Consider the following 24,401-nt stretch of genomic DNA (forward strand, 5'->3'; position numbering starts at 1 on the left):
TTCCAATGGTTCCATGTGAGAAAAGATAAACACTGTTTCCAATGATTTAACTTGGCCGATTGGCTGGAAGGATTGAGCGATGACGGTTCCACCGATGGAAGGGAGCGACGATCGCATCGTGCGGCCCATGTCGCCGGCACGTGGCGTGGTGGTGCGGCGTCCGCGTGGCGGGGGTCTGCCGGTGCGGCACCAGGGCGCGCCTGCCGCTCGGCCATGGGAAGCGACGGGATCGATGGACGTCGAGGCGCTGGCGGTGTGGGCGTATCGGGATCAGCGGGTGGATCGCTCGGGCATGGGTGGTCTCTATGCGGTCGAGGCTGAGGCGATGGGCTATGAGCCGCGCGGTCGGTCGAGCGATGGCTGTGCGGTGCTCGCCGACATCGCGCACATGGGATGCCGGGTGCAGGGCTCGGGCGTCATCGTCCGCGACTGCGTCCATCCCGTGGCCGAGGCGGTCGCGCATGCAGTCGATGGCCTGGCGGGAGGGGCGCTGGTGCGGCACTATGCCCGGCAGGCTGGCCGCCCCGATGGCTGGGCAGCCGAGCAACGCCACTTTCCCATCGCATGGATACGTCCAGGCGAGGCCCATTGGGAAACCGCCGATGACGGGCGCGCACGGTTCTGCCCGATCATCACCGTTGGCGGCGATCTTGAGGTGGCGCGGTCACGGGCAGACTATGCTCGCTGGTGGGAGGCACTCGACGCGCTGGCCTGGCAGCTGTCGATGCGCGCGCTCGGCTTCGTCGTGCTGCGCCCGTCCGCGCCGCGCCAGCCCTGGCTCGAGGTGACGGCGTGACCTCGGCAGCGGCCACCATCCATCCGCGCGATGCCGCGGCACCGTCCGCCTGGGCACCCCCCCTTCGGGTCCTCCCAGCGCGCCCTGAACCAATGCGATGCGGCAGCGCGAAGCGTGTTAATTGCGCCAAGTGGGTGATAATTCGTGGTTTTGTTTTGCTTTTTGGACTGGCTGGCGGGGTGCGGCGCGCCAAAATGGCCGGGGGCGACAGGAAATGACCGACGCGCTGATCGTCAACCTCGAGGAATTCGCCGAGTTGTGCCGGATCACGCCGGAGACGATGCGGGTGCACCTGCGGACCGTCGAGGGCGAACCGGCGTGGCTGGTGCGCAAGGGCGATCGCGGTCGCGGCTATGAGATCGAGGCGCGGGGCGGCGTCGAGTGGTGGCAGAAACGCTGCGATGACGAGACCAACGCCAGCGCCGAACGCCGCGCGCAGCTGGCGCAGATGCGGCTCGACCTGGTCGGCGAGAATGCCGAGGCGCGCGACACGCTCAACCTGTCGGGCCGCCAGCGCAAAGAGGAATATGAGGCGGCGTTCAAGGGCCTCGAATTCCGGAAGGCGATGGGCGAGCTGATCGAAAAGGCCGAGCTGCAGCACGTGCTGACCGGTGCCTGCGTAGAATTGCGGCGCCGCCTCGCGCTCAGCCCCGGCGAATTCGCGATCGTCGCGGGGCTCGAACCCGGCCAGGTCCGCCCGCTCGAGGGCATCATCGCCCGCGCCGTCGACGCCTTCGTCACCTCGCTCGGGCCGATCGGCATCGCCCAGCCGGGTGACGGACAGTGACCGCGGCCGATATCCTCGACGCGTTGATCGCGGCCTGCGACGACACGATGATCTGGGCAAGCGAGTTGGCGCTCTCGACTGGTGCGCGACGCTGCGATTTCTGGACGATCGCGCCGTGCCAGTCGAAGGGCTACGCCGCAACCGCCTATGAGATCAAGATTTCGCGCGCCGACTTCCGTCGGGATAGCCACGGCAAGCAGCGTGAGGCGCGACTGTTCAGCGACCGGTTCTATTACGTGACGCCGCCCGGCCTGCTGAGCGCCGAGGAAATCCCCGATTGGGCCGGGCTGATCGAGATGCGCGACGGCAAGAAACACGTGGTCGTCCCCGCGCCGTTGCGGGACAAGGACGCACCAAGTTGGGAGCTGATCGTTTCCCTGTTGCGCAACAGCGGCACCATCCGTCGGGACGCCGATTTGATTCGCAAGGAACGCGATCGCCTCAAGCGGCAGTTGCGCGACGCGGCGCAGCGGCTTCGGGACCTGGGCAAGCAGCCCTGGCAATTCGGCATCAACGATGCTTGACCTCCCCGCCACCTCGACCCCGCCGGCGTTTGCCGATGCTGGCGCCGTGGTGGCGGATTGTTTCGCCGAGCTGCGCTTTCCGGAAAAGGTTTCGGTCTCCGAATCGACGCGCCGCCATCGCGTGCTGGTCAACCCGCAGGGCTATAGCGGCCCCTGGGCGGACAGCCCGCACGACATGCGCTTCCTCGATCGGCCGATGGACATGCTCCACGCCGACAGCCCCTATGACGAGGTAATCGTCGACGGCCCGTCGCAGACCGGCAAGTCGGAGATCGGCAACAACTGGCAGCTGCACACGATCCTCTACGACCAGGCCGATTTCCTGTCGGTGATGAGCGACAAGGGATCGATGGCGTCCTACGTCACCACCCAGTTCACACCGATGATCGACAGCGCGGTCGAGTGGCGGGCCCCCGATGGCGCGATGCTGCCCCGCGCCAAGGACCGCCAGCTGGCGGGCGGCGCCGACAATGTCGTGCTCAAGCAGTTTCGCGGCTGCGACATGCACTTCCTGCACCCGGTCAGCACGACGTTCCGGTCGCGCCCGTTCAGCCGCGGGCGCGAGGACGATTACGACGACTTCCCCGACGATATCGGCGGCGAGGGCGATGCTTTGTCGGGCCTGAAGGGCCGCATGGGCTCGTTCGAGATGATGGGAAAGACCAAGGTCTACATCAACTCGACCCCGAAAAAGGGCGACCGCGCCGGCATCGTCGCGCTACGCCTGGCCGGCACCAACGAATTTTGGTGGGTCGATTGCCTCGACTGCGGCGAGCCGTTCAATCTCGACACCGAACACGTCCTGAAATTCGACACGACCGGCTCCGCCGAGGACGCCGCCAACAGCGCCGGCGTGGTCTGCCCGGCCTGCGGCGTCGACCACAAGCAGAGCGACAAGCGCGCGTTGATGGCGACCGGCCGCTGGATCGGGCGCGGCGAACAGGCGGCCAGCCGTCGCGCCGACCCAGAGGGAAAGACCGGCGAGCTGGTCGCGACCAAGCGCTGCTCGGTCCATTTCGACGGGTTGATGGGCATGCGCTCCTGGGCAGCGATGGCGCGGCAATGGCGCAATGCCGAGCTCGCCTATGCCACCTCGCAGGACGAGGGCCCGCTGCGCGCCTTCTACCAGAACGTCATCGGCAAGAACTACGTCCCGCGCGGCACCGGCGAGCCCGGCGTCACCGAGGAGGAACTGCTCGCCCGCACCCGGCTATCGACGCATCGCCTGCGCACCGTGCCCAACGGCGCGACCTGCCTGATCGCCTCGATCGACCAGCACGGCAATCGGTTCGAGGTCGCGGTGTGGGCGTTCGGCTCGGGCTTCCGCGCCTGGCTGGTCGACCGGTTCGAGATCCTGACGATCGAGCGCGACGGTCGCGCGCAAAAGCTGCGCCCGTTCATCCGCCCCGAGGATTGGTCGGTGCTGCACAAACAGGTGCTGTCGCTGACCTATCCGATGGCGGACGGTCGCGCCGGTCGCATGAAGATTTTCAATACGGCGGTTGACACCGGCGGGCTAGAAAACGCGACCGACAATGCGTTCCAATGGTGGCACGCGATGGTCGCCGGCGACGTCGGATCGGGCCGGCCGAAAGTGCCGGCTACCGCGCTGACGCTGATCAAGGGCAACAACCGTCCGCAGGACAAATTGCTGCCGCCCCCGACGATCGACGCCAAGCGCCAGATCAAGGGCGCCCCCCAGGCCGAGCTCTATCGCCCCAACGTCAACCGCGAAAAGGACATGGTCGATACCCGGCTGCGGATTGCCGATGGGGGCGGCGGGTCGATCACCTTCCCCGGCGACACGCTCCCGCGCAAGCGTGGAGAGGCCCAGCCGGCGCTGGTCGCCGCGCCCTGGATCGCCGAAATGCGCGCCGAGGAAAATATCGACGGCCAATGGACCCGCCCCGATCACCGCCCCAACGAGACGCTCGACCTTTACATTTATGCCTTCACCGTGGTGCTGCGCTTCGCCGATGGCGACGCGTCGTTGGCCTGGGTGCCCGAATGGGCCCGGCCGCCCCGCGGTGCGCCGCGCAAGCTGGCCGCGCCGGAAAAGGCACCGGTCGAGGACCGCGACGACGCTGAGCCGCCCCGCGACATGCCCCCGGCCGCGCCCATGCCCAGCCCCTCGCCGGGCCCGGCGCCGCGGCGTGGTGGGCCCAGGCGGTCGGTTCGGGTGCATCGGGCGCGGTGATTTGATAGGAGAGGGTATGGAACAGAATATCAGCGATTCACTTATCGGTGCTTTGAGGAAAGCCTCCTGGGAGGACGACGAAACCATCGAACGGCGGCCCGCCAATCCTAACACCCCGAGCGGGTTCGACGACGCGCTGGTCACCGCAATTATCCCTGGCGAGGGGTCCGTGCTGTTGCTCACGGTTGGGGCACCAGCCGACCGAAGGGCGCTTTCGCAGGCCGCGACCGTCGAAGAATCCACGATCGACGAGGCCGCAAACTGCTGCCGGCTCGGTTCGACGATCGAACTAGATGGGCGAAGATTTCGGATTGCCGACGGCCGGCTGTTGTCGCACCGCGACTGCGAGGGTTACGCCGAATACGCCATTCGTCTTCAACAGCTCCATGGCTGATCTTTGCCTCGCGCTCGGCGACCCCGCACCGTAATAGTTTCATTTCGGGTGTTTTTAACAAGTGGTCACCGGCGCGTTGACCTCGCCCGGTAACGGCTCGGTCACCATCGGGCGCTTCAATGGGCGCCGGGGGCGCACGGGGGAGGGCGGGCGATTTCGCTCGCCTGTGTGCGTGGGGAGAGACTGGAATGCGAATTGCGCCGCGAGATCATCCAAAGAGTCGAGCAAGTGACGGGGTGGCCGCCGAGGCGGCAAGCGAGTGGTTGCACTTTAGGATCACGCTCGAATTGTTCGTCGCGGCGGGAATCTCGCTGCTCGACGCGATGGACGGCGACGGCGAGGCCGAAAGCGATGGCACCGAAAACGAGGATGACGAGGGACAATATTCGATCCCCGGCCGCCTTTACCTGAGCGGCGCGATCGAGGACGACGAGCCGGACGATAATTAGCCAGCGATTATCGGTTGCAATCTGCGCGATACTTTGAACGCGCCTTTGTAACTGTGGCCGGGTTGACGCGCCACTCGATCATTTGACAAGGCAGCAATCGTCGAAAAGTTGCGAGCATGTGGAACCCGCCCGGGAAACCGGCGCGGGTTTTTTCGTGCCCGCACCCCCTCGGCAACCTCCCTGACCTCGCGGGGCAGTCCAGCAAGACTGCCCCACTTTTCGCGAGCGGGACCAACAAAGGCTCGGCACACCCATGGCGGCATCGCAGGAAGAGATCGACGACCAGCGCGACCTGGTCGCGCAATATCGTGCGTCGATCCAGGCCGCGCTCGGCAACCAGTCGTACAAGATGCCCGATGGCCGCGAGCTGGTGCGCGCGCCGCTCCGCGATCTGCAGGCCGGGTACAAGCAAGCCCAGGCCGACCTGGCGCGGCTGAGCGGTGCCAGTATTGGCCGCGCCCGTCGCGGCGTGGCGCGGATCGGCTGCTGATGGACGTGCGGCTCAACCTGATCGACCGCGCGATCGGCTTCGTCTCGCCGTCGGCGGGCGTGCGCCGCATCGCCGAGCGCAGCGCGATGGCGGCGGCCTCGGCGCTGACCAGCGAGGTGCCGCTGGGAGGGCTGACCGGCCCGAGCATCTACGACGCCGGTCGCCGCGGCGGCATTCGCGGCACCAAGCGCCGGCCGCGCTCGGCCAATGTCGATTATATCGGCGGCCAGACCACGCTGATCGGCGCGTCGCGTTACGCCACGGCGAACATGCCGCTGGCGACGGCGGCGATCGAGCGGCCGATCGAGTTCACCATCGGCACCGGGCTGATGGCGATTCCGGAGATCGACCCCGAGGAAGTCGGCATGACGCCCGAGGCGCTCGCGCCGATCCTCAAGCGGATGCGGGTCGATTACGACGAGTACATGGCGTCGAAGGATCCCGACGCCGAGCAATCGTCGACCGGCTATGCGCTGCAGGAAATCACGATGCGCGCCGAAATGACTGGCGGCGACGTGCTGCAGGTCCGCGTGATGCCGGAAAACCAGCGCGGGCGCCGATCGGCGACGGCGTGGAAGATGTACGAGGCCGACTGGATCGTTTCGCCCAACGGCCACACCGAGGGACTCAGGCTATCGAGCGGGCCCTATGCGGGCCAGGTGTGCATCGCCGGCGTGGTGCAGGACGATTACGGCGCGCCGATCGCCTTCAGCGTGCTGAAACGCGACCCCGGCGCGTTCCGCACCCGGGTGGCGGCGGACACGATGTTCATCCCGGCCTGGGGTGAAAAGACCGGCCTGCCGACGGCGTTCCTGGTCGCCCGGAAGAAGCGCGCCAGCCAGACGCGCGGCGTGCCGTTCCTGGCCCCGGTGCTCGATATCATCCAGAAGGTGTCGACGCTGACCCAGGCCGAGGCGTTCGCCGCGGTGCTGACGGCGATGCTGGCGATCACGTACAAGTCGCCGGGCGCGGGGGCGCTGCCCGAGGCGATCTATGCGGATGACGAGCATCGCATCGTCAGCGGTGGCCTGCAGCCCGACGAGGCGGCCCGGCCCGAATATACGCTCGAGCCCGGCACGGTGCTGGAAATCGACAGCGACAGCGAGGTCGACATCAAGACGCCCGGGCGCCCGAACCCGGCGTTCGACCCGTTCTTCATGGGGCTGGCGCGGCAGATCGGCGCGGCGACCGGCATCCCGGTCGAGGTGCTGCTGCTGCACTTCCTGTCGAGCTACACCGCGAGCCGCGCGGCGTTCGAGAGCCTGTATCAGATTCTGGTCAAGCCGCGGCGCGACTGGCTGGCCGGGCAATGCGAGCGCCAGCGCTACGAATGTTGGCTGTTCGAGCAGGTCGCGCGGGGCCGCTACAAGCTGCCCGGCTTCCTGACCGACGAGAACAAGCGCGCGGCGTGGAGCCGGGTGCGGTTCCGCGGCGACGGCAAATTGTCGATGGACCCGGCGCGCGAGGCCAAGGCGCTCGAAATTCACGAAGCGCATGGCTGGTCGACCGGGGCGCAGATCACGGCCGAGCTCAACGGCGGCGATTACGACGCCAACATCACGACGCGGATCGCCGAACATCAGCGGTTCGTCGACGGCAAGCTGCCGATCCCCAACGTGGTCGGCGGCGGCAACGGCACGGCCGAGGCAACCGACACGACCGACAATATCGCCGGCGGCGCGTCGGGTGGCACCGGCAGCGGCCAGGAAGGGAATTGACGATGCGCTATTCGCTCGCCGACCTGTCCGAGCACATGTTCAATCGCCCCGTGGCGATCTCGCGCCACAAGGCCGAGATCATCCTGGGCGTGCTCGGGCCCCGGCTCAATATCGGTTCGCTCGTTGTCGCTGGCGAGGCGGGGGTGAAGCCGATCGCGCAGCTGCAGGAGCTGGCCCAGTCGGCCAGATCCGAGCTCGACCTGATGCCAGGCGATGCCGATATGTTTCCGCGCGACTGGAACACGGGCGCGCTGCTCGACCCCTATGAAATCTGGAACGGCGTCGCGGTGTTCCGGGTGCGCGGGACGCTGATGCCTGAAAACGGCCTCGACCCCGCGTCGGGCATGACCGGTTATAGCGGGCTGGCGCTCAAGGCGCGGGTCGCGAAGGACGACAATCGGGTCAAGGGCGTGATCCTCGACCACGATTCGGGCGGCGGGTCGGTGGTCGACATGATGGAGACGGCGACCGCGTTGCGCGAGCTGGCGGCGGTCAAGCCGATGCGCTCGATCGTCCGCGGCTGCGCGGCCTCGGCCGATTATGCGCTGGCGGTCTGCGCGCCTGAAATCACTTGCGCGCCGTATAGCTGGGTCGGGTCGATCGGCGCCCTGATCGCGCATGTCGATTTCTCCAAGGCGAACGAACAGGACGGCATGACGGTGACGATGATCACCTCGGCCGCGCACAAGGCCGACGGGTCGTCCGATTTTCCGCTCGATCCCGAAGTCGCCGCCAAGTTTCAGCGCGAGGTCGACCTCTGCGCGCGGGACTTCATCGCACACGTCGCGGACTGCCGCGGCCTGTCGGTCGATCAGATAATCGCGCAGGAAGCGCGTTTTTACGGTGGCGAGGAAGGCCTGGCGGCCGGCCTCGTCGACAAGATCATGCCCTGGGACGCTTCGATGAAAGAGTTTGCCCAGGCCGTGAACGGGGGTGCCTCGCGCACCGTCGCAACCGCGCCCGGTGCGCGAATTCTGGAGACGAGCATGAACACCACTACGACCGCACCGGCGGCGGATGCCCCGGTACTCACGCAAGCCGACCTCGACGCGGCTGTCGCCAAGGCGACGACCGATACCAAGGCGGCGACCGAGCAGGCCGAACGCGACCGCGTCGCCGGCCTGCAGGCCATCGCCGGCGATGGTAATCAGGCCGCGCTGACGAAAGCGATCGCCGATGGCATCCAGCCGGGCGCCTTCGCGATCGCGCTGCGCAACGCCGAGGGCGAAGCCGCAGCGGCTGCGCTCGCCGGTGCCCAGGCTGACGCTGCGAAGCCCGACCTGCTGCCGGCCAAGGCGGCCGACCAGCAGCCGGGCGCCAAGGTCAATCGCGGCCAGGCCTATGCCGACGCCAAGAAGGCGAAGGCGGCCAAGTAACCCGGCGGCGACGCCGATCCTTTCACGGGGCCGCCAGAATTTCCGGGCCCCTTAGTGGAGACAGACAATGGCTTATGATCAGGCCGATTACACCCAGGGCGCGACGTTCGCGCCCAAGCAGATCGTCGCTGGTGGGACGTATACCACGCGCAAGATCACCGTCACCGGTGCGGCGTTCGTCGCCGGATCCGTGATGGGTCCTGTTCTTGCCGCTGCGTCGGCGACCGTAACCCCCGGCACGCCGGTCAGTGGCACGGGCGGCACCGTCGGCAACGGCGCGGTCGGGACCTGGACCAGTGATGCCGGCGCCATGGCGGGCACCTGGTACCTGCGCTTCACGGCAGCGGCGACCAACGCCGGCAAATACGAGGTCGTCCGTCCCGACGGTACGATCGATGGCATCGGCACGGTCGCGGTCGCCTATAACGGCCAGCTCAACGGCACGATCGCCGATGGCAGCGCCGACTGGGCCGTCGGGGACTATATCCCGATCGTGGTCAGCTATTCCACCAGCCTGAAGCGCAAGCTTTCGACGGCTGCGGCGACCGACGGGTCCCAGACGCCTGACTTCGTGCTGGCGCAGGATGCCGACGCCAGCGGCGGCGACGTCGAGGCTATCGCCTACGAAACCGGGCAGATGGTGGGGTCGGCGCTGACGCTGGGCGCCGGGCACACCATCGCCAGCATCCGCGAGGGGCTGCGCGGCAAGGGCCTCGTGATCGACGACTGATCCCATTCACCACCTCGCGGGCTGATCGCCCCGGCCAGGGCCGTCCCATTTGGGGCGGCCTTCGTTTTTTCGGAGAACCAACATGGACGATTATGGCACGTTTCAGCCCGACGAGCTGAACCCGCTTATCCCGGACAATTACGTCCCGGGCAGCTTCCTGCAGCGGATCATGTATCCGCGCCGCCTGACCTTCACCACGGCGGAGGTCTATTTCGATCGGGTCATTCCCGACCGTCGCCGCGCCCCACTGGTGGCGCCGACTTCGCCCGGCAAGGTGCATCAGCCGCGCGGCTTCCGCCTCGAGTCGCTGGTCCCGGCGAGCTACAAGCCGAAAAACCAGATCACCGGCAAGGAAGTGATGTCGCGCATGGCCGGCGAGCGCATCGGCGGCGACATGACGCCGGGCGATCGCGCTGCCGCGATCCGCGAGATGTACCTGACCGATCATCAGAAGAAGATCACCCGGTCGCTCGAATGGCAGTCTGCTCAGCAGCTGCAGACCGGCGCGATGACGCTGGTTGCCGACGATTATCCGTCGGTGACGGTCGACTTCCAGCGTACCGGTTCGCACACCAAGGCGCTGCTGACGACCGACCGCTGGGGAGAAAGCGGCGTTTCGCCGTGGGATGACTGGGAGGATTGGTCCAACACCGTCGCGGAAGACTGCGGTGCGCCGGTCACGGCGTCGTTGTTCGATCGTCTCGCCTGGCAGTTGTTCAAGGCGGACCCGAAGTTCGACAAGATGATCGACCGCACGCTGGGTCAGACCACGGCGATGGATCTCGGCTTCACCAAGGGCGTGCCTGGCGCGCCGACCTTCAAGGGTCGTGCGGGCGACACCGAGTTCTACGTCTATAACGACATTCAGGAAAACGACGCCGGCACGCCCGAAAAGCTGCTGCCCGATTATTCGGTCGGCCTGATCGCGCAGGGCGGCCTTGAAGGCGGGATCCTGTTCGGGTGCCCGCAGCACGCCGAGAATAACTACGCCGAGGCGGAGTTCTTCGCGCACAACTGGATCGATCCGAACACCGGCGTCGAATGGGTCGAGACGATCACGAACCCGATCGCCGCGGCGGGCCGCATCGACGGCACGCTGTTCGCGACCGTCCGCTGATATCGGCCGGGCGGCCCCGGCCGCCCGGCTCCCTTCTACCGGAGACTCCCATGAAGAAAATCCTTATCGCGCGGGCAGAGCTGTCGACGCGCATGGCAGCGTCCAAAGGCGACGAGCCGACGCGCCAGATCATTCCTGCCGGTACGCACCTGACCAAGGCGCTACTCGACAAGCACGGACTCAAGCCGTCCGATGTCGAGGCGCTGGTCGCACGCGGCCATATCGTCGAACGCTTGGCGCATGTCGTGACCGAGGCGGGCGACAGCCCGACCGCGCTCGAGGTGGCTGCGGCCGAGCAGAGGGCAACCGATGCCGAGGGCAAGGTTGCCGATCTCGAAAAGGCGTTGAAGGACGCCCATGCGATCGAGGATCTGCGCGACGCCAAAATCGTCGAGCTCGAAAAGCAGGTCACCGACCTGACCGCCCAACTTGCCGAGGCGACCAAGCCAGCGGCGCCGGCCAAGGCCTGACCCATGCCGGTCGAGAGCGCGGCCGATCGCGCGTCCTTCCTGTCGGCGGACGAACACGCCGCGCCCGCGCGCTACACGGCGCCTGGCGGAGGGACGGCGATCGGCCCGTTCACGCTGATCTATGACAAGGGCCAGGCGCGCAATCGCTTCATGGCGAAGGACCAGGGTGCGACCACTTCACAGCGCACCGCCTGGATCTGCGCCGACGACGTGCCGGTGCTCGACCGCGACGGCACGCTCGAGGTCGGCCACTTCGCCGATGACGGCGTGACCCTGGTGGTCGACGAGACACTGACCATTCGCGGCCTGCCCGAGCGGGACGAGACCGGCGCGTTCTGGCACGCCGACCTGACCCTGGTGGATTGACCCGATGGTACGCAAATCCTCTCCCGGAATGCTGGCCGGCGCGCGTGGCTCCTCGGTCATGAATTTCCACAAGGCCGGCGCGCGCGGCGGCGGCTTCACCGTCGAGTTCCTCGACGTGAAGGCGATGAAGGCGTTCGCTGCCGGGATCGAGGATGGCGCGGTGGTGATCGCCCAGGCCTCGGTCGAAACGGTCGTGCTGACGATCGACAAGCTCAAGCAGAGCCTGCGCACGTTCTTCGACGGGGTGTTCACCGGATCGGCGCCGACCCGCAACAACCATAGCCGCGCGACCAATGCGATGGTGCAGTCGGCGCTCTATGACGACATGGCGGCCAAGGGCCAGTTCGCCGGGCTGATCTATTCCAAGCTGGGCCGCGGCCTGGGTCCGCAGAGCTTCATCGACTATCTGCTCGCCCATCTGGACGGGTCGACGATCCGCCCGCAAGGCGAATGGCTGCGCATCGCCGAGGACGATCGATCGGCGTTCCTGCAGGCGCGCGGCGGCTTCGTCCCGACCGGGTACAACAAGGCGGCCGGCACCAGCACGTTCTGGCGCGCCGACCGCAACGACCCGAACAAGCTCTATCTGCTGCGCAAGGACGAACGTACCGGTCACACCGACCTGCTCGACGTGCTGATGAAAAGCGTGACGCTGCCGCCCCGTCTCGGCGGGCTGCAGCCGATCCTCGATGAAAGCGAGGCGATTTTCGAGCGCAACATGGACCGCGTGTGGGATCGCCGGGCCGGCGAGGCGGGGCTCGCCTGATGGCATCGGTGCGGCGCCAGATCTTCGACGCGATCGCGGCCAAGCTCGAGGCGGTGCGCGCCGATCTCGGCTGGAAGACGGTGCTCCGCAATCCGAGCGAGCCGGTCGGCGAGGACCAGATGGACGCCATCGTCTTCGACGAGGGCGGCGAGCCCGAGCCTGGCGATCTGACCGGCTCGGTCGAGACCAACGAATCCGACTTCACCGTCGGCATGGTCGTCGCCGAAAGCAGCACGGCGAAGGCTTATGTTCTGCTCGACGATGGCTTCGTCGCGATTTGCGACGCGCTGCAGGACCCGAACGATATCCAGCTCGGCGGGCTGGCGATCGGCGTGCTGCGCGGTGCCCTGTCGAAGCCGTATGTTGGCCGGTCGGTCAGCGGCGCGCGCATCGTCGGCGTCCAGACGATCGGTTTTACCGTCCAGTACATGACGCGCGAGGGCGATGCCTCGTCGCCTGGCCCTTAGGTAGGAGCACAACAATGACGGAGCATATTCGCACGGGCGTCACCGCCCGGAGCGGCGATACGCATGTCATCGACCCGAGCGTCGACCATGCCGAGGCCGTCAATATCGATCGGCTCGACCGCGCGGGGATGGCGCAGCCAGTGTCCGCCCCACGACGCGCGAAAAAGACGGGCGAGCCGGTTGTCCAGATTTTTCGGCAATCCGCTGGACAGATCGCCGAAGCGCTGTCGCCGCCCGAACTGGCCGATGCGACCAATCCCGAAACCCCTGCGGAGTAACCGACGATGAGCGATTTCCTGATGCGCAACCGGCTCGTCCTGGCCAAGACCGAGGTCACGTCCGGCACCGATCCGTCGCCGGTGCCGGCGACCGACGCCGTGCTGGTCGAGGAGCCCAAGGCCAATCCCAATTTCGAGCTCGAGCAGACCGACGAAGTGTCCGGTTCGCTTGATTCGACCCAGTCGATCGTCGGCGGCGGCTATATGGAGCGCACGCACCGCTTCTATGCCAAGGGCAGCGGCACGCCGGGCACGGCGCCCGAATTCGCGCCCTATCTGCAGGCGGCGGCGATGGGCCTGACCACGCTGGCGGCCGACAGCGCCGGCACCGCGCGCGCCGGCACTACCTCCACCATCCAGCTGGCGAGCGGCGGTCCCGCGACCGACCTGACCGGCTTCGTGCTCGAAACGACCGGTGGTACCGGGCCCGGCCAGACCCGCGTGATCACCGCCTATAACACCAGCACCAAGACGGCGACGGTCTATCCCGATTTCGACGTCACGCCCGACACCACCACGACCTATTCGGTCAAGGCCGGCAATCTGTTCGTGCCGTCGTCGACCGCGCTCAAGACGATCACCGATTATCTTTACAAGAAGAATTCGGGCAGCGGGAATGCGATCCTGCACAAGATCACCGGCGCCGCGGCGAACCTCGCCTTCGCGATGCAGACGCGCCAGACCGGAAAGTTCACCGCCACCCTGCGCGGGATCATGCACGAGCCGGACGACGTCGCCAATCCGACCGGCGCGGTGTTCGACAGCGTGCGTCCGCGCCCGCTGCGCGATGCCGATGCCTGGCTCGACGGCACGCGGGTGTGCTTCCGCAACTTCACCCTCGACCTGGGCAACCAGATCACCCAGGGCGACTGCCCGGGCGCGGAATTCGGCTATGACCCCGCGCGCGTCACCTCGCGCAAGGTCACCGGCCGGATCAACCCGCAATTGCTGGTGCTGAGCGACCGCAACGCGTTCGCCGACCTGATCGCCGGCGGCGTCAAGCCGTTGTGGCTCAACTGGGGCGAAGTCGACGGCAACCGCGTGTCGCTGCTGATACCCCGCCTCGCCTATACCGGGATCGAGGACGAGGATCTCGACGGCATCAGCGCCGACGGCCTGCCGTTCGAGGCGGTCGGCGTCGATTCCGCGCTCTACCTGCTGTTCTGGTGACATCATGGCGGCACGGGTAAGCGACCTGCATTGGTGCGAGATCGGGAGCCTGAAATATGGCTTCCGCACGCCGACCGAATACGACACGCCGCTGCTGCGTCACGCGTTGACCAAGCGCGGCGTGCGGCGCCCGCACCAGGCCGAGATCCGGGTCGCCGCGGCGGCCGGGATCAAGGCGCTGGGCGCGGCGGCGGGCGACCCGGCCGAGGCGCAGCGGCAGAATGGGGTGATGGAGGACTGGTATCGGCTGATCACGCCGATCACCGAGGACGAGATCGACGAGCCAGATTTTGAGGCGCGGGCGGCCGAGATGGCGCGGCTCAGGGCGGAGCGCGAGGCGGAATGCCGCGAGATCGGTCCCGAGGTGGCGGCGATCGAGGCGATGCTCGCGCGGCACTGGATGCCCTATGCCGAATTGCTCGCCGACCGCGCGCTGTTCGACGATCTGTCGCAGATCGAGATCGTCCGCCAGCTGCTGGTGCGCCGTGCCGAGACGAAGGTGGAGCAAGGCGAGGGCGATCAGCCGGTAACGCGCGAGATCGACGACGAATTGCCGCGCGACGTAGACGGGCGGCTGACCAGCGCGGCCTATCAGGCGATCCCCAAGGCCTATCGCCCGGTGCTGACCGGCTTCGCGATGCGCCTGCTCGTGCCCGACGAGGACCAGGAAAAAAACTGATACTCGCCGCGGCGTTTGCCTTCGACCCGGAAGCATTCGCCGGTGGCGAGACCTTCACCCCAGCCTATCCGCTGCGCGGGGACACGTTCCTGCCGCAGCAAAGCGCCGGCATGCGCTGGCTCCATGTCCACCCCGATTATCTGATCACCGATCTCAGCTGGCTGGTGGTCAAGCTGGCGCGCAACCGGGAGGACGGGTTCCTTCCCGAGGACGGCGTGCCGGTGCAGGCGGCCTGGACGATGGCGGCGATCCACATCGTGCGCCGCACCTGGGATAAGATGCGCGCGGCGCGCGACCGGCGGGACTGACCGGTCCCGACCGTAAGTGATGTTAACCGGCCTCGCGGCGTCGTCGCGGGGCCTTTTCTGTTGGAGCTCCGATGGCCTCTCGCGATCGCGCCTTGAACTACGCCGTGCGGGTGAAGGGGCAGCAGGAAGCTGTCGCCGCGTTCCGCACGGTCGGGCAGGCCGCGACCCAGAGCATCGACGCGATCGCGGCGGCGAGCGCCGCGGCGGGTGCGCATGACGAGGCGGTGGCGCGCGCGACCAATAGCGCGGCGGCATTCGGCGTCGCGCAGGCATCGGCGAGCCAGAAACTCGCCGATGCCAAGGCCGCGTTGGCGGCCGGCACGATGGGTGCCGAGGCCTATCAGCGGACGATCGCCGAAGCGAAAAGCGGGTTGTCGCTGTTCAAGGCGGAGAATCAGGCCGCGGCACGTGGCGTCGACGCCACGGCGCGCGCCCTGGTCGCGGCACAGCAGGCGGCGGCGGAATATGCCCGCGAGGTCAAGAATGCCAATGCCACGCCAGCGGCGCCGGTGGTGGCGCCGAGGGTCGACATGCGATCCGGCACCCAGCGCCTGGTGGCTGGCGACGCCTCGGTCGACCGCGCCGCGCTATCGGCTGCCACGCTCGAGCAGGTGCTTGGGCGCGTCGCCAACAAGGGGCAGGCGGTCACCGCGGCGATGCAATCGGCCGCCCAGGCCGAGGATAACCAGGCATCGGCGGCCGACCGGCTGCGTGCGCGGTACAATCCCCTTTACGCGGTGATCAGCAATTATCTGACGACGGTGCGCGAGGTGCGTCAGGCCGAGCTTGCCGGCGTGCTCAGTGCCGATGAGCGCTCGGCGGCGCTGCAGCGCGAACGTCAGATGACGTTGGGCGCGATCGCCGCGATCAAGACGCAGACCGCGGCGCAACGTGGCCTGTCCGGCGCGCAGCGGGCCGGGCTGACCAACCTGGGCTTCCAGGTCAACGACGTCACCACCCAGCTGTCTGCCGGAACCCCGCTGATGCAGGTGTTCGCGCAGCAGAGCGGTCAGGTCGTCGGCGGCCTGGCGATGGTGGCCAAGGAAGGCAGCGTCATGGCCTCGGTGCTCGGCGGTCCAGTGGGGCTGGCGGTCATCACTGCCGTGTCGCTGCTTGGCCTGCTCGGCTCCAAATTGTTCGAGACCGGGCACAGCGTTGCTGACCTGGTCGCGAAAATGAAGGAGGACGAAAAGCAGTCCGAGGCGTCGCGGGCGGCTAAGGCGCTCTACCAGAAAACGCTCGAGGGCGTAACCGAGGCGATCAACGCCGAAACGGATGCGCTGAAGAAGCAAGCCGATGCCGAGCGGACGACGGGCGAGCAGGCCAATATCGCGGCGAAGAAAAAGCTCGATAATATCGTCGCCATCCGCGAGCGCACGGTGGCGCTGCTCAAGGAAGCCGATGCCGAATTCGAACTGCAGGCGCACATGGCTGGTGGCGACCCGAGCGGCGGCCAAGCGGTCGCTGGGGCAGCGGCCAATCGGCAGGTGGTCAAGGATGCGCTCGCCAAGGCCGAAGCCGATCTCAAGCAGGAACGCATCAACGTCGAAAAGACGCGCGTCGATCTCGCCGAGGAAGAGGCCAAGCGGATGGCCGATCCGATCGCGCGGATCAATAAATTGTACGACGACAAGGCCAAGGCTGCCAAGGACTCGGCTCGGAAAGAAGCGGACGCCGGCAAGCAGGTGACCGGCGTGCTGACCGCGCAACTCGCGGTGATCGAGAAAGCGCGCAAGGCCGCGCTGGACGCGCAACGGGAGGCGGACAAGGCGTCTCGGGTCAGTAACCGCGAGACCGGTCGCGAACTAACGCCAGAGGAAGCTGCCAAGATCGCACGCGGCGCGGGATTGCAGGTCAATTCGGTCAGCCGCACTTATGGTCAGCAAAAGCAGCTGTACGACAATTGGGTCGCAGCCGGGCGACCGGCCGACAATCCCGTGGCCCCGCCCGGCACCAGCGCGCACGAAGGCGCGAAGGGACGCTGGGCGCTCGATATCCAGTTCGGCGCGGGCGTTACGCCCGAACTGCTGCGTAAGGTATTCGCGGCGCAAGGCGTCAACCTTAGCAAGGTATTCAAGGAACGCGGTCACTTCCACGTCGAAGGAAGCCGGTCGCAGGCCGACAGCGGTGCTGCCGCGGACGATCGCGCGGCGGACGAAGCGATCCGGCGCCAGAAGGCGTATGAGGACCAGCTCGCGCAGCTGGATGGCGGTATCCTGTCGGCGAAGCGCGCCAACATCAACGATATCGACGCGATCGCCCAGTTCGCCAAGGACCAGATCGCGGTCGAGCAGCAGAAGACCGAGGCCGACATCAACGCCAAGGTGGCGCTCGGCGAATTTTCCGTGCTGCAGGGCAAGGTGCTGGTCGAGAAATCGAAGCAACTCGCCGGCGAGAAGATCCTCACGATCGAGACCGACAATCTCGCCGACCATCTGCGCGATGCGGTCGATGCCGAATTGTCGGCGAGCGACAATCGCCGCGACCTGCTCAACGCCGAGCAAAACCTCGCCAAGACGATCGCCGATCGCCGCGACCTGGCACTCGAGATCCTGGACGAGGAAGAAAAACAGGCGCGGATCAAGGCGCAGGAAACGATCGACCTGTTCCGGCTCGGCAGGGCGACCAAGGAACAGGCCGACCAGGCACAGGCCGCGCTCGCCAATCTCGACAGGCTGCATCCGCTCAAGGTCGAGTCGATCGACCGCCAGAATCAGGGTGCGCTCGGCAAGTATCTGCAGGACACCGACCCCAAGACGATCAACGACCGCGTCGAGACCCTGGTCACCAACGAGCTGACGCAGGTGCGCGACGGGATCGACGACGCGCTGACCAACGCGCTCGGCGTCAAGGATCCGATGCTCAAGGGCCTGCTCGAGATATTCCTCGACGAGGTGCTGTTCCGGCCGATCGCCGAGGCGCTGCAAAAATCGCGCGGCGGGGGCGGTGGCGGGTTCGGCAGCATTCTCGGCAGTTTGGCGTCGCTGTTTGGTGGGAGCATTGGTGGCGGCGGCGGCGCGCTGGCAGGCAATCTCGGCGCGGACTGGGGCGATGTCGGCGGCTCGATCTTCTCGCCAAGCTCGGCGTCGTCGCTGTTGTCGTCGCTGCCGGGGTTCGCATCCGGCACCGACGACCTCCCGCGCGGGCTGTCCTGGGTGGGCGAGAATGGCCGCGAATTGCTTTTCAACGGCGGCGGTGGCCGGATCTCGGTGCTCAACAATCAGCAGTCGCGCCAGATGGAACCGGCCGTCGCTGGGGGCGGCGGTACGACGATATTCCAAACCGTCTTCAACTCGCCGCAGCCGAGCAATCCGCGTCGGATTGCCGCGGTCAACGCTCGTGGGATGCAGCTGATGGCAGGCCGCGCGGTTCGCAAGGGGCTGGCCGCCCCGAGGAGTCAACGATGACCGTCGACGTAAGATTGCCGGAAAAGTGGTCGAAGGGCTCGGCCGGCGGCCCGATGTTCTCGACCACGATCACCCAGGTCGATTCGGGCGCCGAACACCGCCTCGCCAAATGGGTGCATCCGCTGCCCAAATACGAGATCGCGCACAACGTGAAGACCCCGGCCGATCTCGCGGAGATCAGGGCGTTTCATTACGTGCGCAAGGGGCGGCTCGAATCGTTCCTGATGAAGGACTGGCTCGACTATACGAGCGCGGCCGATGGGCGGTCGGCGCCGACGATGCTCGACCAGCCGCTCGGCACCGGCGACGGCGCGACCACGACGTTCGACCTGGTCAAGCGCTATTCGGACGGCGCCGGCAACCATTACGATCGCCCGATCTTGTGGCCGGTGGCGGGGACGCTGATTATCGCGGTCGACGGCGTCGCGGTCGCCGAGGGCGACTTCAGCGTGACGCGCGGCACGGGCGTGGTGACCTTCGACACCGCCCCGGCCGATGGCGCCGTGATCACCGCTGGCTTCGAGTTCGATGTGCCGGTGCGGTTCGACGACGACTGGCTGTCTGTCACGTTCGACACGATCAATTCGCAGAGCGCGGGCAGCATCCCGCTGGTGGGAGTGCGCGGGTAGTTCCGGTCGAAGTGGTACTTCGACCGGTTTTTCAGAGGAGAAGACGATGAATACTGTTGCGAGCCAGTCCGATGATCGGACGGCGAATAACTCGGTGCGTCACAATTATCGCGTGCTGTCGGATGCCGAGAAGGCGCAGATGGTTGCGGTAAAGGACAAGGGCGCCGAGTTCCTGACCCTGATCGACAGCCTTCGCACGCCGCCCGAGCCGGCCGGCGAGATCGACGGCGAGCCGATGGCTGTCATGACGTTCGATCGCGAGTTGAATATCGCGATTGAGCGCGTGGAAGAGGCTGTCATGTGGGCTGTCAAGCACATCACCGCGTGACCGCAGTGTTCGACCCTCACCCTTCCGCGCCCGTTGGGCGCTCCCTCCCTCTCCCGGCGGGAGAGGGAAATTGACCCGCGTCATCACCGGCGCCCTAGGCGCCTATCTGGCATCGATCGAGGCGACTCCAGCCGATTGCCTGATGGTTCAGCGGCGCGACGGGCAGCGGTTCGGGTTCACGACGCTCGACGTGCCGGTCACGGCCGACCTCGGGGAGGGCGACGAGAGTTTCGGCTACGGCATGACGGTCAACGCCTTGACGCTGTCGGTCGGCCTGGATGCAAGCTCGGCGGAGTTTCGCGGGCCGATCGGGCCGGTGGTCGAGCGGCCCGAGCTGCTCGGCGGCGCGTGGGACGATGCCGAGGCGTGGTTCTTCCGCGCCTCCCCCGACGTCGCCGGCGTCGCACCCTTGCTGCACGGGCGCATCCGCGAAGCGCGGGTCGAAGGCGACGAATTTGTCCTGCAGCTGCGCGGCGAGGCCGACCGCTTCAATCAGACGATCGGCAGCGTCATCACCCCCTATTGCCAGGCCGATTTCGGCGACTCGCATTGCAAGATCGTCGTCGTGCCGGTTGATGCGACGGTCACGGCGGTGACCGATGCATTGCGCTTCACGGTGACGTTTTCGGGCGACTATGCCGATAATTATTTCAACATCGGCACGGCGACGTTCACGTCGGGCGCGCTCGCAGGGGATGCACCGATCGAATTGTTCGGTTGGTCGTCGACGGGTGGCGTCGTGTTGTTCGAGCCATTGGCAGCGGCGCCCGAAGTCGGCGACACCCTCGAGCTGCGCCGGGGTTGCTCGAAGCTGCGTTCGACCGACGACCCGACCGTGCCCACGTGCATGACGTACGAGAATATTCTCAACATGTACCTGGCGTTCCCCGAGACGCCGGGATCCGACCAGGTCCTCAAATATCAGGTGCCCGATGACGCTGGCGCCTGAGGAAGCGGCGGCGCTGGTCGCCGAGGCGAGGTCGTGGGATCGCACGCCGCTCAAGTTTGGCCAGTCGGTCAAGGGGCTCGGGTGCGATTGCAAGGGCTTCATTGCGGGCGTCGCGCGTGAGGTCGGGCGTCCCGAGGCGATGAGTGTACATGCGCTGGCGGGCGATTATAGCAAGATCGATCCGATCCGACTTCGCCGCGGGCTGATGGATCTGTTCGACCGCGCACGAGTCATTGAGGCGGGCGATGTGCTGCTGCTCAAGGTCGGCGGCACGGCGCAGCATCTGGCGATCGCGACCGGCGAAGGATCGCTGGTCCATTGCGCGGCGACGGGCCGGCGGTGCGTGTTCGAGCAGCCGCTCGACGGCGTGCTTGGCATCTACCCGCTCGACTCGATCTGGCGCTGGCGGAGCATCGAAGCATGAGCGGCGATTTCCAGCCGATCGCGAGCGCGCCGCGCGATGCCACGATCGTCGACCTTCGTCACGTGTCGGCCGAATATGGCGAGCTGATCTTTCGCGCGCGCTGGCTCGCGCCGCGCGGGATCTGGGTCGATTGGGATCGTCAGCATGTGACGCTCGACGAGGCCCCGTTGGTCGGCTGGCGTGCGTCGGCGATGCAATATCGCGCCTGGACGCCGCAGGAAGAGGCGATCCTCGCCGAGTTGCACGGGCCCCCGGGGACCACATTCCTCGATTTCGAGGCATGGCAGCGCGGCGAGCGCGTGCCCGTCTCGGGTGCCGCCCGATGAGTCTCGACCCCGTCAGCCTGGGTATCCAGGCCGCCCTGATGGCGACCAGCATGGCGCTGACCGCGTCGCACACGACCGAGGGGCCGCGCGTGACCGACCTGTCGGTGACGGTCGCCGATTACGGCACGCCGCTGGCCTATTTCCGGGGCAAGCGCCGGCTCGCGCTGCCGATCATCTTCGCCGAGAAACTGCGCGAAGTGAAGGTGCAGTCCAAGACCAAGGGCGGCAAGTTCAACAATTACAAATATTACGCCACCTTCGCCGTGGCGATCGCGGGGCATGCGATCGGCGGCGTCACGCGCATCTGGGCCGACAAGCACCTGATCTATGACGCGACCGGGCCCGGGCCGCAGACTCCCTTCAGCATCAGCGACGGGTTCAACCTGCTCGAATCGATCCGCTTCTACCTCGGCACCGAGGACCAGATGCCCGATCCGCGCATGCAGGCGACGGTCGAGGCGGCGCATGGCGCGGGCAGTTGCCCGGCCTATCGCGGCGTCGCCTATGCGATGTTCGAGGAAATCCCGGTCGAGAAGTTCGGCAACCGCGTGCCGCAGATCGAGATCGAGGCGATCACCGACCCGTCGCCCGCCTTCCCCTATGAGACGTTCGAGGGGCAACCGCCCGGGCTGACGCAGCTGACCGGCTTCACCTTCTCGCCCGATTTCTCGCGCTTCTTCGCTGGGTCGGACACCTATGCGATCTGGGATGTGGCGACGCGATCGCGGATCGTATCGGGCACGCTGCCGCATTCGATCTACAGCAATGTCACCCGGATCGGCGTGTCGAACAGCGGCGCGATCTATGGCATCAACAACAGCGGGTTCAAGTCGATCGTCGGGTTCACGCCCGACGGCTTCGGCTACCAGGGCGTCGTCGCCGACTGGTCGGGCATGTCCGGCACGCCGCGCGACCAGCAGGAATGCTGGGTGCTGCAGGATGGCACCGGCAAGGAACATATCTTCACCCGCCACAACGTCTATCAGACCTTCTATAGCCTGACGCTGGCGGGGGGGTCGGGCGTGGTGCAGAACGTGCCGCTCGACGACACCGGCCACCAGTTCAACGTCGGCGCCTTCTTCACCGATTCGCACGGCGATATCTGGGCGGCGGCGACCGGCGATCACCTGATCTATCTCTATCGGCTGGTCGACACCGACGTGCGGCCGGGGTCGCCGGGGCTGCTGATCGTCGACCCGTCGGACACGCCGAGCGGCATTGTCGGGATCAGCGCGACCCATCATGACGACCATTTCGTGGTGTGCTGGAATGGCACGACGCTGTTCGCAATCGACCAGGACAGCGGCGCGATCACGGGCACCGCCTCGCCCTCGATCGATCCACAGATCGTCAGCCAGCAATTCGCCAATTTGCGCCCGGGCGCCAAGTCGATCTGGCTCAGCAATATCGAGGTCTCGCTCGCCGACCTGTCGACCATCCGCACGGTCAACCTGCTCGACTGGAAGGTCGAGGATTCGGATGGCGTGATCTACGACCCGGTCAACAACGCGTTGATCTGCGGCCCGCAATTCGCCGACGTGATCACCTGGCGCTATCTCGACCGCATCGGCAGCAGCGCCGCCACGCTGGGCGACGTGGTCGATTTCGTCGCCGGGCTGGCGGGGATCGATCCGACCCATCTCGACACCTCGCTGCTGACCGCGACGGTCGACGGCTGGTCGTGGAGCCAGGGAACGGGCAAGGATATCCTCGCCCCGCTGCTCGACCTGTACGACGTCGACGCACGCGAGCATGGCTTCGTGCTGGCGTTCAAGCCGCGCGGCGACGCGGCGGGCGCGACGATCGACATGGCCGATTTCGTCAAGGGCGAGCAGGACGATTCGCCGACGCACACGGTCGACCGCGGCCAGGGCACCGATATCCCGCGCCGGCTGACGCTCAGCTTTTCCGACGTCGCCGCTGACCAGCAGACCAACAGCGCCAGCGTGGCGCGCCCGCTCGACCGGGTCGATGGCGCGCGCGAGCTGTCGATCGACATGACCCCCTGGGCCGCGCATGTCGACGAGGCGCGGCAATATACCGAGCGGATGCACCGGCGGCGGTGGTTCGGGCGCGAGACGTACACGTTCGGGCTGACCGCACAGCACGTCGCGCTCGAGCCGGGCGACGTGCACCTGCTGACCTTCGACGGCGTGGCCAAGGTCGCGCGGATGACCTTGTGCTCGCCCGGTGCCGACCAGGTGCTGCACACCGAATGGGAGCGCGACGACCCTAGCGTGGCGGTGCTGACCGGGCAGGCCGGCGCCGGGTTCGACGGGCGCGCGCCCTCGGTCATCCTGGTCGCGACGCCGAGCAAGGGCTTCGTGCTCGACATGCCGCTGATCCGCGACGCCGACAACGACGTCAATCCTTTGCTCTATTACGCAGCGGCGCCCTATGTCACCGGCACCTGGCCGGGCGCGACGATCCTGCGCAGCCTGGACGATGGCGCGACGTTCGAGGAGGAATGGGCAAGCGTGCCGAGCGCGGCGCCGTCGACCTGGGGCTATGCGGCCGGGGCGCTGGCCGATGCCGACCCCTGGCTGTGGGATCGCGGCAACTCGGTCACGATCACGCTGCAATATGGCAATCTGACCGGCGCGACCGAGGCCGAGTGCAACCGCAATCCGCAGCTCAACCTGGCGCTTCTCGGCGCCGAGCTGATCCAGTTCACGACCGCGACGCTGAATATCGACGCCAGCTGGACGCTGTCGGGACTCAAGCGCGGGCGGCGCGGCACCGAATGGGCGTGCGGGTTGCACGCGCCGGGCGACGCGTTCGTGCTGCTGACCGCGACCGGCCGGGTGGCGATGGGCGCCAGCGACGTCGGCGACAGCGACGTGTTCAAGGCGGTGACGGTCGGCCGCGACGCAGCAAGCGCGTTTGTCATCCCGCTCGACTTCACCGGCGCGACGCTCAAGCCCTATGCCCCGGCCAGCCTGCGCGCGGTCAAGGATCCGGCGACGGGCGACTGGGCGATCGACTGGGTGCGCCGCACGCGCATCGGCGGCGCCTGGACTGGCGGCACGACGATCCCGCTGGGCGAGGCGAGCGAGGAATATGCGCTGGTCGTGCTCGACGGCGGCGGCGCGGTGGTGCGGACCTATTCCGGGCTGTCGAGCCCGGCCGCAACCTATGACGCGGCGGACCAGGCGAGCGACGGCGGCGACGTCGCCGAGGGCGACCTCAACCTCGCCGTCTATCAGATCAGCGACACGGTCGGGCGCGGCTTCGCGGCAACCGGCACCTTTTAGAG

General features: G+C 67.0%; 26 protein-coding genes. All 26 read left to right on the top strand.

What is annotated here, in order from left to right; translation table 11 throughout:
* Positions 1-79 precede the first annotated feature (79 nt).
* The 26 genes from AC1DSD_RS16905 (at position 80) to AC1DSD_RS17030 (ending at position 24,399) form a co-directional block, all read left to right on the top strand.
* Entirely contained in the window at positions 80-796 is a 717-nt protein-coding gene (locus AC1DSD_RS16905) for a hypothetical protein (RefSeq protein ID WP_478031722.1), read from the top strand.
* A 214-nt stretch (positions 797-1,010) separates the two neighbouring features.
* Positions 1,011-1,583, top strand: a complete 573-nt coding sequence (locus AC1DSD_RS16910; RefSeq protein ID WP_478031724.1) for a hypothetical protein — start codon at positions 1,011-1,013, stop codon at positions 1,581-1,583.
* Complete coding sequence (locus AC1DSD_RS16915) at positions 1,580-2,107, top strand: MmcB family DNA repair protein (protein WP_478031725.1); 528 nt, start codon at positions 1,580-1,582, stop codon at positions 2,105-2,107. Before AC1DSD_RS16910 ends, AC1DSD_RS16915 begins: the two co-directional genes overlap by 4 nt.
* Complete coding sequence (locus AC1DSD_RS16920) at positions 2,100-4,304, top strand: terminase gpA endonuclease subunit (protein ID WP_478031726.1); 2,205 nt, start codon at positions 2,100-2,102, stop codon at positions 4,302-4,304. Before AC1DSD_RS16915 ends, AC1DSD_RS16920 begins: the two co-directional genes overlap by 8 nt.
* 16 nt (positions 4,305-4,320) lie before the next feature.
* Positions 4,321-4,698 carry a hypothetical protein gene (locus AC1DSD_RS16925; RefSeq protein WP_478031727.1) on the top strand — a complete coding sequence of 126 codons (378 nt, stop codon included), beginning with the start codon at positions 4,321-4,323 and terminating at the stop codon, positions 4,696-4,698.
* 263 nt (positions 4,699-4,961) lie between these two features.
* On the top strand, positions 4,962-5,147 hold the full coding sequence (locus AC1DSD_RS16930; RefSeq protein WP_478031729.1) for a hypothetical protein: 186 nt from the start codon (positions 4,962-4,964) through the stop codon (positions 5,145-5,147).
* A 253-nt stretch (positions 5,148-5,400) separates the two neighbouring features.
* A complete protein-coding gene (locus AC1DSD_RS16935; RefSeq protein ID WP_478031730.1) occupies positions 5,401-5,637 on the top strand; it encodes a hypothetical protein in 237 nt (78 codons plus the stop codon).
* Positions 5,637-7,355, top strand: coding sequence for a phage portal protein (locus tag AC1DSD_RS16940; protein ID WP_478031731.1), 1,719 nt, complete (start codon positions 5,637-5,639; stop codon positions 7,353-7,355). The genes AC1DSD_RS16935 and AC1DSD_RS16940 overlap by 1 nt, the downstream gene beginning before the upstream one ends.
* Before the next feature lie 2 nt (positions 7,356-7,357).
* A complete protein-coding gene (locus AC1DSD_RS16945; protein WP_478031732.1) occupies positions 7,358-8,731 on the top strand; it encodes a S49 family peptidase in 1,374 nt (457 codons plus the stop codon).
* Positions 8,732-8,798: 67 nt separating this feature from the next.
* The gene (locus AC1DSD_RS16950; protein WP_478031734.1) at positions 8,799-9,461 is read left to right on the top strand and encodes a hypothetical protein; all 663 of its coding nucleotides are present in this window, start codon (positions 8,799-8,801) and stop codon (positions 9,459-9,461) included.
* A gap of 82 nt (positions 9,462-9,543) precedes the next feature.
* A complete protein-coding gene (locus tag AC1DSD_RS16955; protein WP_478031735.1) occupies positions 9,544-10,578 on the top strand; it encodes a major capsid protein in 1,035 nt (344 codons plus the stop codon).
* 50 nt (positions 10,579-10,628) lie between these two features.
* Positions 10,629-11,048, top strand: coding sequence for a hypothetical protein (locus tag AC1DSD_RS16960; RefSeq protein WP_478031736.1), 420 nt, complete (start codon positions 10,629-10,631; stop codon positions 11,046-11,048).
* A gap of 3 nt (positions 11,049-11,051) precedes the next feature.
* Entirely contained in the window at positions 11,052-11,414 is a 363-nt protein-coding gene (locus AC1DSD_RS16965; RefSeq protein WP_478031737.1) for a head-tail joining protein, read from the top strand.
* 4 nt (positions 11,415-11,418) lie between these two features.
* Positions 11,419-12,180 carry a hypothetical protein gene (locus tag AC1DSD_RS16970; protein ID WP_478031738.1) on the top strand — a complete coding sequence of 254 codons (762 nt, stop codon included), beginning with the start codon at positions 11,419-11,421 and terminating at the stop codon, positions 12,178-12,180.
* Positions 12,180-12,647 carry a hypothetical protein gene (locus AC1DSD_RS16975; RefSeq protein WP_478031739.1) on the top strand — a complete coding sequence of 156 codons (468 nt, stop codon included), beginning with the start codon at positions 12,180-12,182 and terminating at the stop codon, positions 12,645-12,647. Before AC1DSD_RS16970 ends, AC1DSD_RS16975 begins: the two co-directional genes overlap by 1 nt.
* Before the next feature lie 14 nt (positions 12,648-12,661).
* Entirely contained in the window at positions 12,662-12,925 is a 264-nt protein-coding gene (locus AC1DSD_RS16980) for a hypothetical protein (protein ID WP_478031740.1), read from the top strand.
* A gap of 6 nt (positions 12,926-12,931) precedes the next feature.
* Entirely contained in the window at positions 12,932-14,095 is a 1,164-nt protein-coding gene (locus AC1DSD_RS16985) for a phage tail tube protein (RefSeq protein WP_478031741.1), read from the top strand.
* A gap of 4 nt (positions 14,096-14,099) precedes the next feature.
* On the top strand, positions 14,100-14,774 hold the full coding sequence (locus tag AC1DSD_RS16990; protein ID WP_478031742.1) for a hypothetical protein: 675 nt from the start codon (positions 14,100-14,102) through the stop codon (positions 14,772-14,774).
* A gap of 110 nt (positions 14,775-14,884) precedes the next feature.
* Entirely contained in the window at positions 14,885-15,082 is a 198-nt protein-coding gene (locus AC1DSD_RS16995) for a hypothetical protein (protein ID WP_478031743.1), read from the top strand.
* Positions 15,083-15,153: 71 nt separating this feature from the next.
* A complete protein-coding gene (locus tag AC1DSD_RS17000) occupies positions 15,154-18,489 on the top strand; it encodes a hypothetical protein (RefSeq protein WP_478031744.1) in 3,336 nt (1,111 codons plus the stop codon).
* Positions 18,486-19,118 carry a DUF2460 domain-containing protein gene (locus AC1DSD_RS17005; protein WP_478031745.1) on the top strand — a complete coding sequence of 211 codons (633 nt, stop codon included), beginning with the start codon at positions 18,486-18,488 and terminating at the stop codon, positions 19,116-19,118. Before AC1DSD_RS17000 ends, AC1DSD_RS17005 begins: the two co-directional genes overlap by 4 nt.
* Positions 19,119-19,164: 46 nt before the next feature.
* The gene (locus tag AC1DSD_RS17010; RefSeq protein ID WP_478031746.1) at positions 19,165-19,446 is read left to right on the top strand and encodes an Acb2/Tad1 domain-containing protein; all 282 of its coding nucleotides are present in this window, start codon (positions 19,165-19,167) and stop codon (positions 19,444-19,446) included.
* 70 nt (positions 19,447-19,516) lie between these two features.
* Entirely contained in the window at positions 19,517-20,395 is an 879-nt protein-coding gene (locus AC1DSD_RS17015) for a DUF2163 domain-containing protein (protein WP_478031747.1), read from the top strand.
* A complete protein-coding gene (locus AC1DSD_RS17020; protein WP_478031748.1) occupies positions 20,379-20,819 on the top strand; it encodes a C40 family peptidase in 441 nt (146 codons plus the stop codon). Before AC1DSD_RS17015 ends, AC1DSD_RS17020 begins: the two co-directional genes overlap by 17 nt.
* Entirely contained in the window at positions 20,816-21,145 is a 330-nt protein-coding gene (locus AC1DSD_RS17025) for a hypothetical protein (RefSeq protein WP_478031749.1), read from the top strand. The genes AC1DSD_RS17020 and AC1DSD_RS17025 overlap by 4 nt, the downstream gene beginning before the upstream one ends.
* Entirely contained in the window at positions 21,142-24,399 is a 3,258-nt protein-coding gene (locus tag AC1DSD_RS17030) for a phage tail protein (protein WP_478031750.1), read from the top strand. The genes AC1DSD_RS17025 and AC1DSD_RS17030 overlap by 4 nt, the downstream gene beginning before the upstream one ends.
* Positions 24,400-24,401 lie beyond the last annotated feature (2 nt).

This window comes from Sphingomonas sp. P4_D12, assembly GCF_056401895.1.

Excerpts from the sequence above, each read along its gene's own strand:
- AC1DSD_RS16975 (WP_478031739.1), top strand. The coding sequence starts at position 12,180 with ATGGCATCGGTGCGGCGCCAGATCTTCGACGCGATCGCGGCCAAGCTC.
- AC1DSD_RS16970 (WP_478031738.1), top strand. The coding sequence starts at position 11,419 with ATGGTACGCAAATCCTCTCCCGGAATGCTGGCCGGCGCGCGTGGCTCC.
- AC1DSD_RS17020 (WP_478031748.1), top strand. The coding sequence starts at position 20,379 with ATGACGCTGGCGCCTGAGGAAGCGGCGGCGCTGGTCGCCGAGGCGAGG.
- AC1DSD_RS16980 (WP_478031740.1), top strand. The coding sequence starts at position 12,662 with ATGACGGAGCATATTCGCACGGGCGTCACCGCCCGGAGCGGCGATACG.
- AC1DSD_RS16905 (WP_478031722.1), top strand. The coding sequence starts at position 80 with ATGACGGTTCCACCGATGGAAGGGAGCGACGATCGCATCGTGCGGCCC.
- AC1DSD_RS16965 (WP_478031737.1), top strand. The coding sequence starts at position 11,052 with ATGCCGGTCGAGAGCGCGGCCGATCGCGCGTCCTTCCTGTCGGCGGAC.
- AC1DSD_RS16925 (WP_478031727.1), top strand. The coding sequence starts at position 4,321 with ATGGAACAGAATATCAGCGATTCACTTATCGGTGCTTTGAGGAAAGCC.
- AC1DSD_RS16990 (WP_478031742.1), top strand. The coding sequence starts at position 14,100 with ATGGCGGCACGGGTAAGCGACCTGCATTGGTGCGAGATCGGGAGCCTG.
- AC1DSD_RS16940 (WP_478031731.1), top strand. The coding sequence starts at position 5,637 with ATGGACGTGCGGCTCAACCTGATCGACCGCGCGATCGGCTTCGTCTCG.
- AC1DSD_RS17025 (WP_478031749.1), top strand. The coding sequence starts at position 20,816 with ATGAGCGGCGATTTCCAGCCGATCGCGAGCGCGCCGCGCGATGCCACG.
- AC1DSD_RS17010 (WP_478031746.1), top strand. The coding sequence starts at position 19,165 with ATGAATACTGTTGCGAGCCAGTCCGATGATCGGACGGCGAATAACTCG.
- AC1DSD_RS16995 (WP_478031743.1), top strand. The coding sequence starts at position 14,885 with ATGCGCTGGCTCCATGTCCACCCCGATTATCTGATCACCGATCTCAGC.
- AC1DSD_RS16985 (WP_478031741.1), top strand. The coding sequence starts at position 12,932 with ATGAGCGATTTCCTGATGCGCAACCGGCTCGTCCTGGCCAAGACCGAG.
- AC1DSD_RS16935 (WP_478031730.1), top strand. The coding sequence starts at position 5,401 with ATGGCGGCATCGCAGGAAGAGATCGACGACCAGCGCGACCTGGTCGCG.
- AC1DSD_RS17030 (WP_478031750.1), top strand. The coding sequence starts at position 21,142 with ATGAGTCTCGACCCCGTCAGCCTGGGTATCCAGGCCGCCCTGATGGCG.
- AC1DSD_RS17005 (WP_478031745.1), top strand. The coding sequence starts at position 18,486 with ATGACCGTCGACGTAAGATTGCCGGAAAAGTGGTCGAAGGGCTCGGCC.
- AC1DSD_RS16960 (WP_478031736.1), top strand. The coding sequence starts at position 10,629 with ATGAAGAAAATCCTTATCGCGCGGGCAGAGCTGTCGACGCGCATGGCA.
- AC1DSD_RS16945 (WP_478031732.1), top strand. The coding sequence starts at position 7,358 with ATGCGCTATTCGCTCGCCGACCTGTCCGAGCACATGTTCAATCGCCCC.
- AC1DSD_RS16955 (WP_478031735.1), top strand. The coding sequence starts at position 9,544 with ATGGACGATTATGGCACGTTTCAGCCCGACGAGCTGAACCCGCTTATC.
- AC1DSD_RS16910 (WP_478031724.1), top strand. The coding sequence starts at position 1,011 with ATGACCGACGCGCTGATCGTCAACCTCGAGGAATTCGCCGAGTTGTGC.
- AC1DSD_RS17000 (WP_478031744.1), top strand. The coding sequence starts at position 15,154 with ATGGCCTCTCGCGATCGCGCCTTGAACTACGCCGTGCGGGTGAAGGGG.
- AC1DSD_RS16950 (WP_478031734.1), top strand. The coding sequence starts at position 8,799 with ATGGCTTATGATCAGGCCGATTACACCCAGGGCGCGACGTTCGCGCCC.
- AC1DSD_RS16920 (WP_478031726.1), top strand. The coding sequence starts at position 2,100 with ATGCTTGACCTCCCCGCCACCTCGACCCCGCCGGCGTTTGCCGATGCT.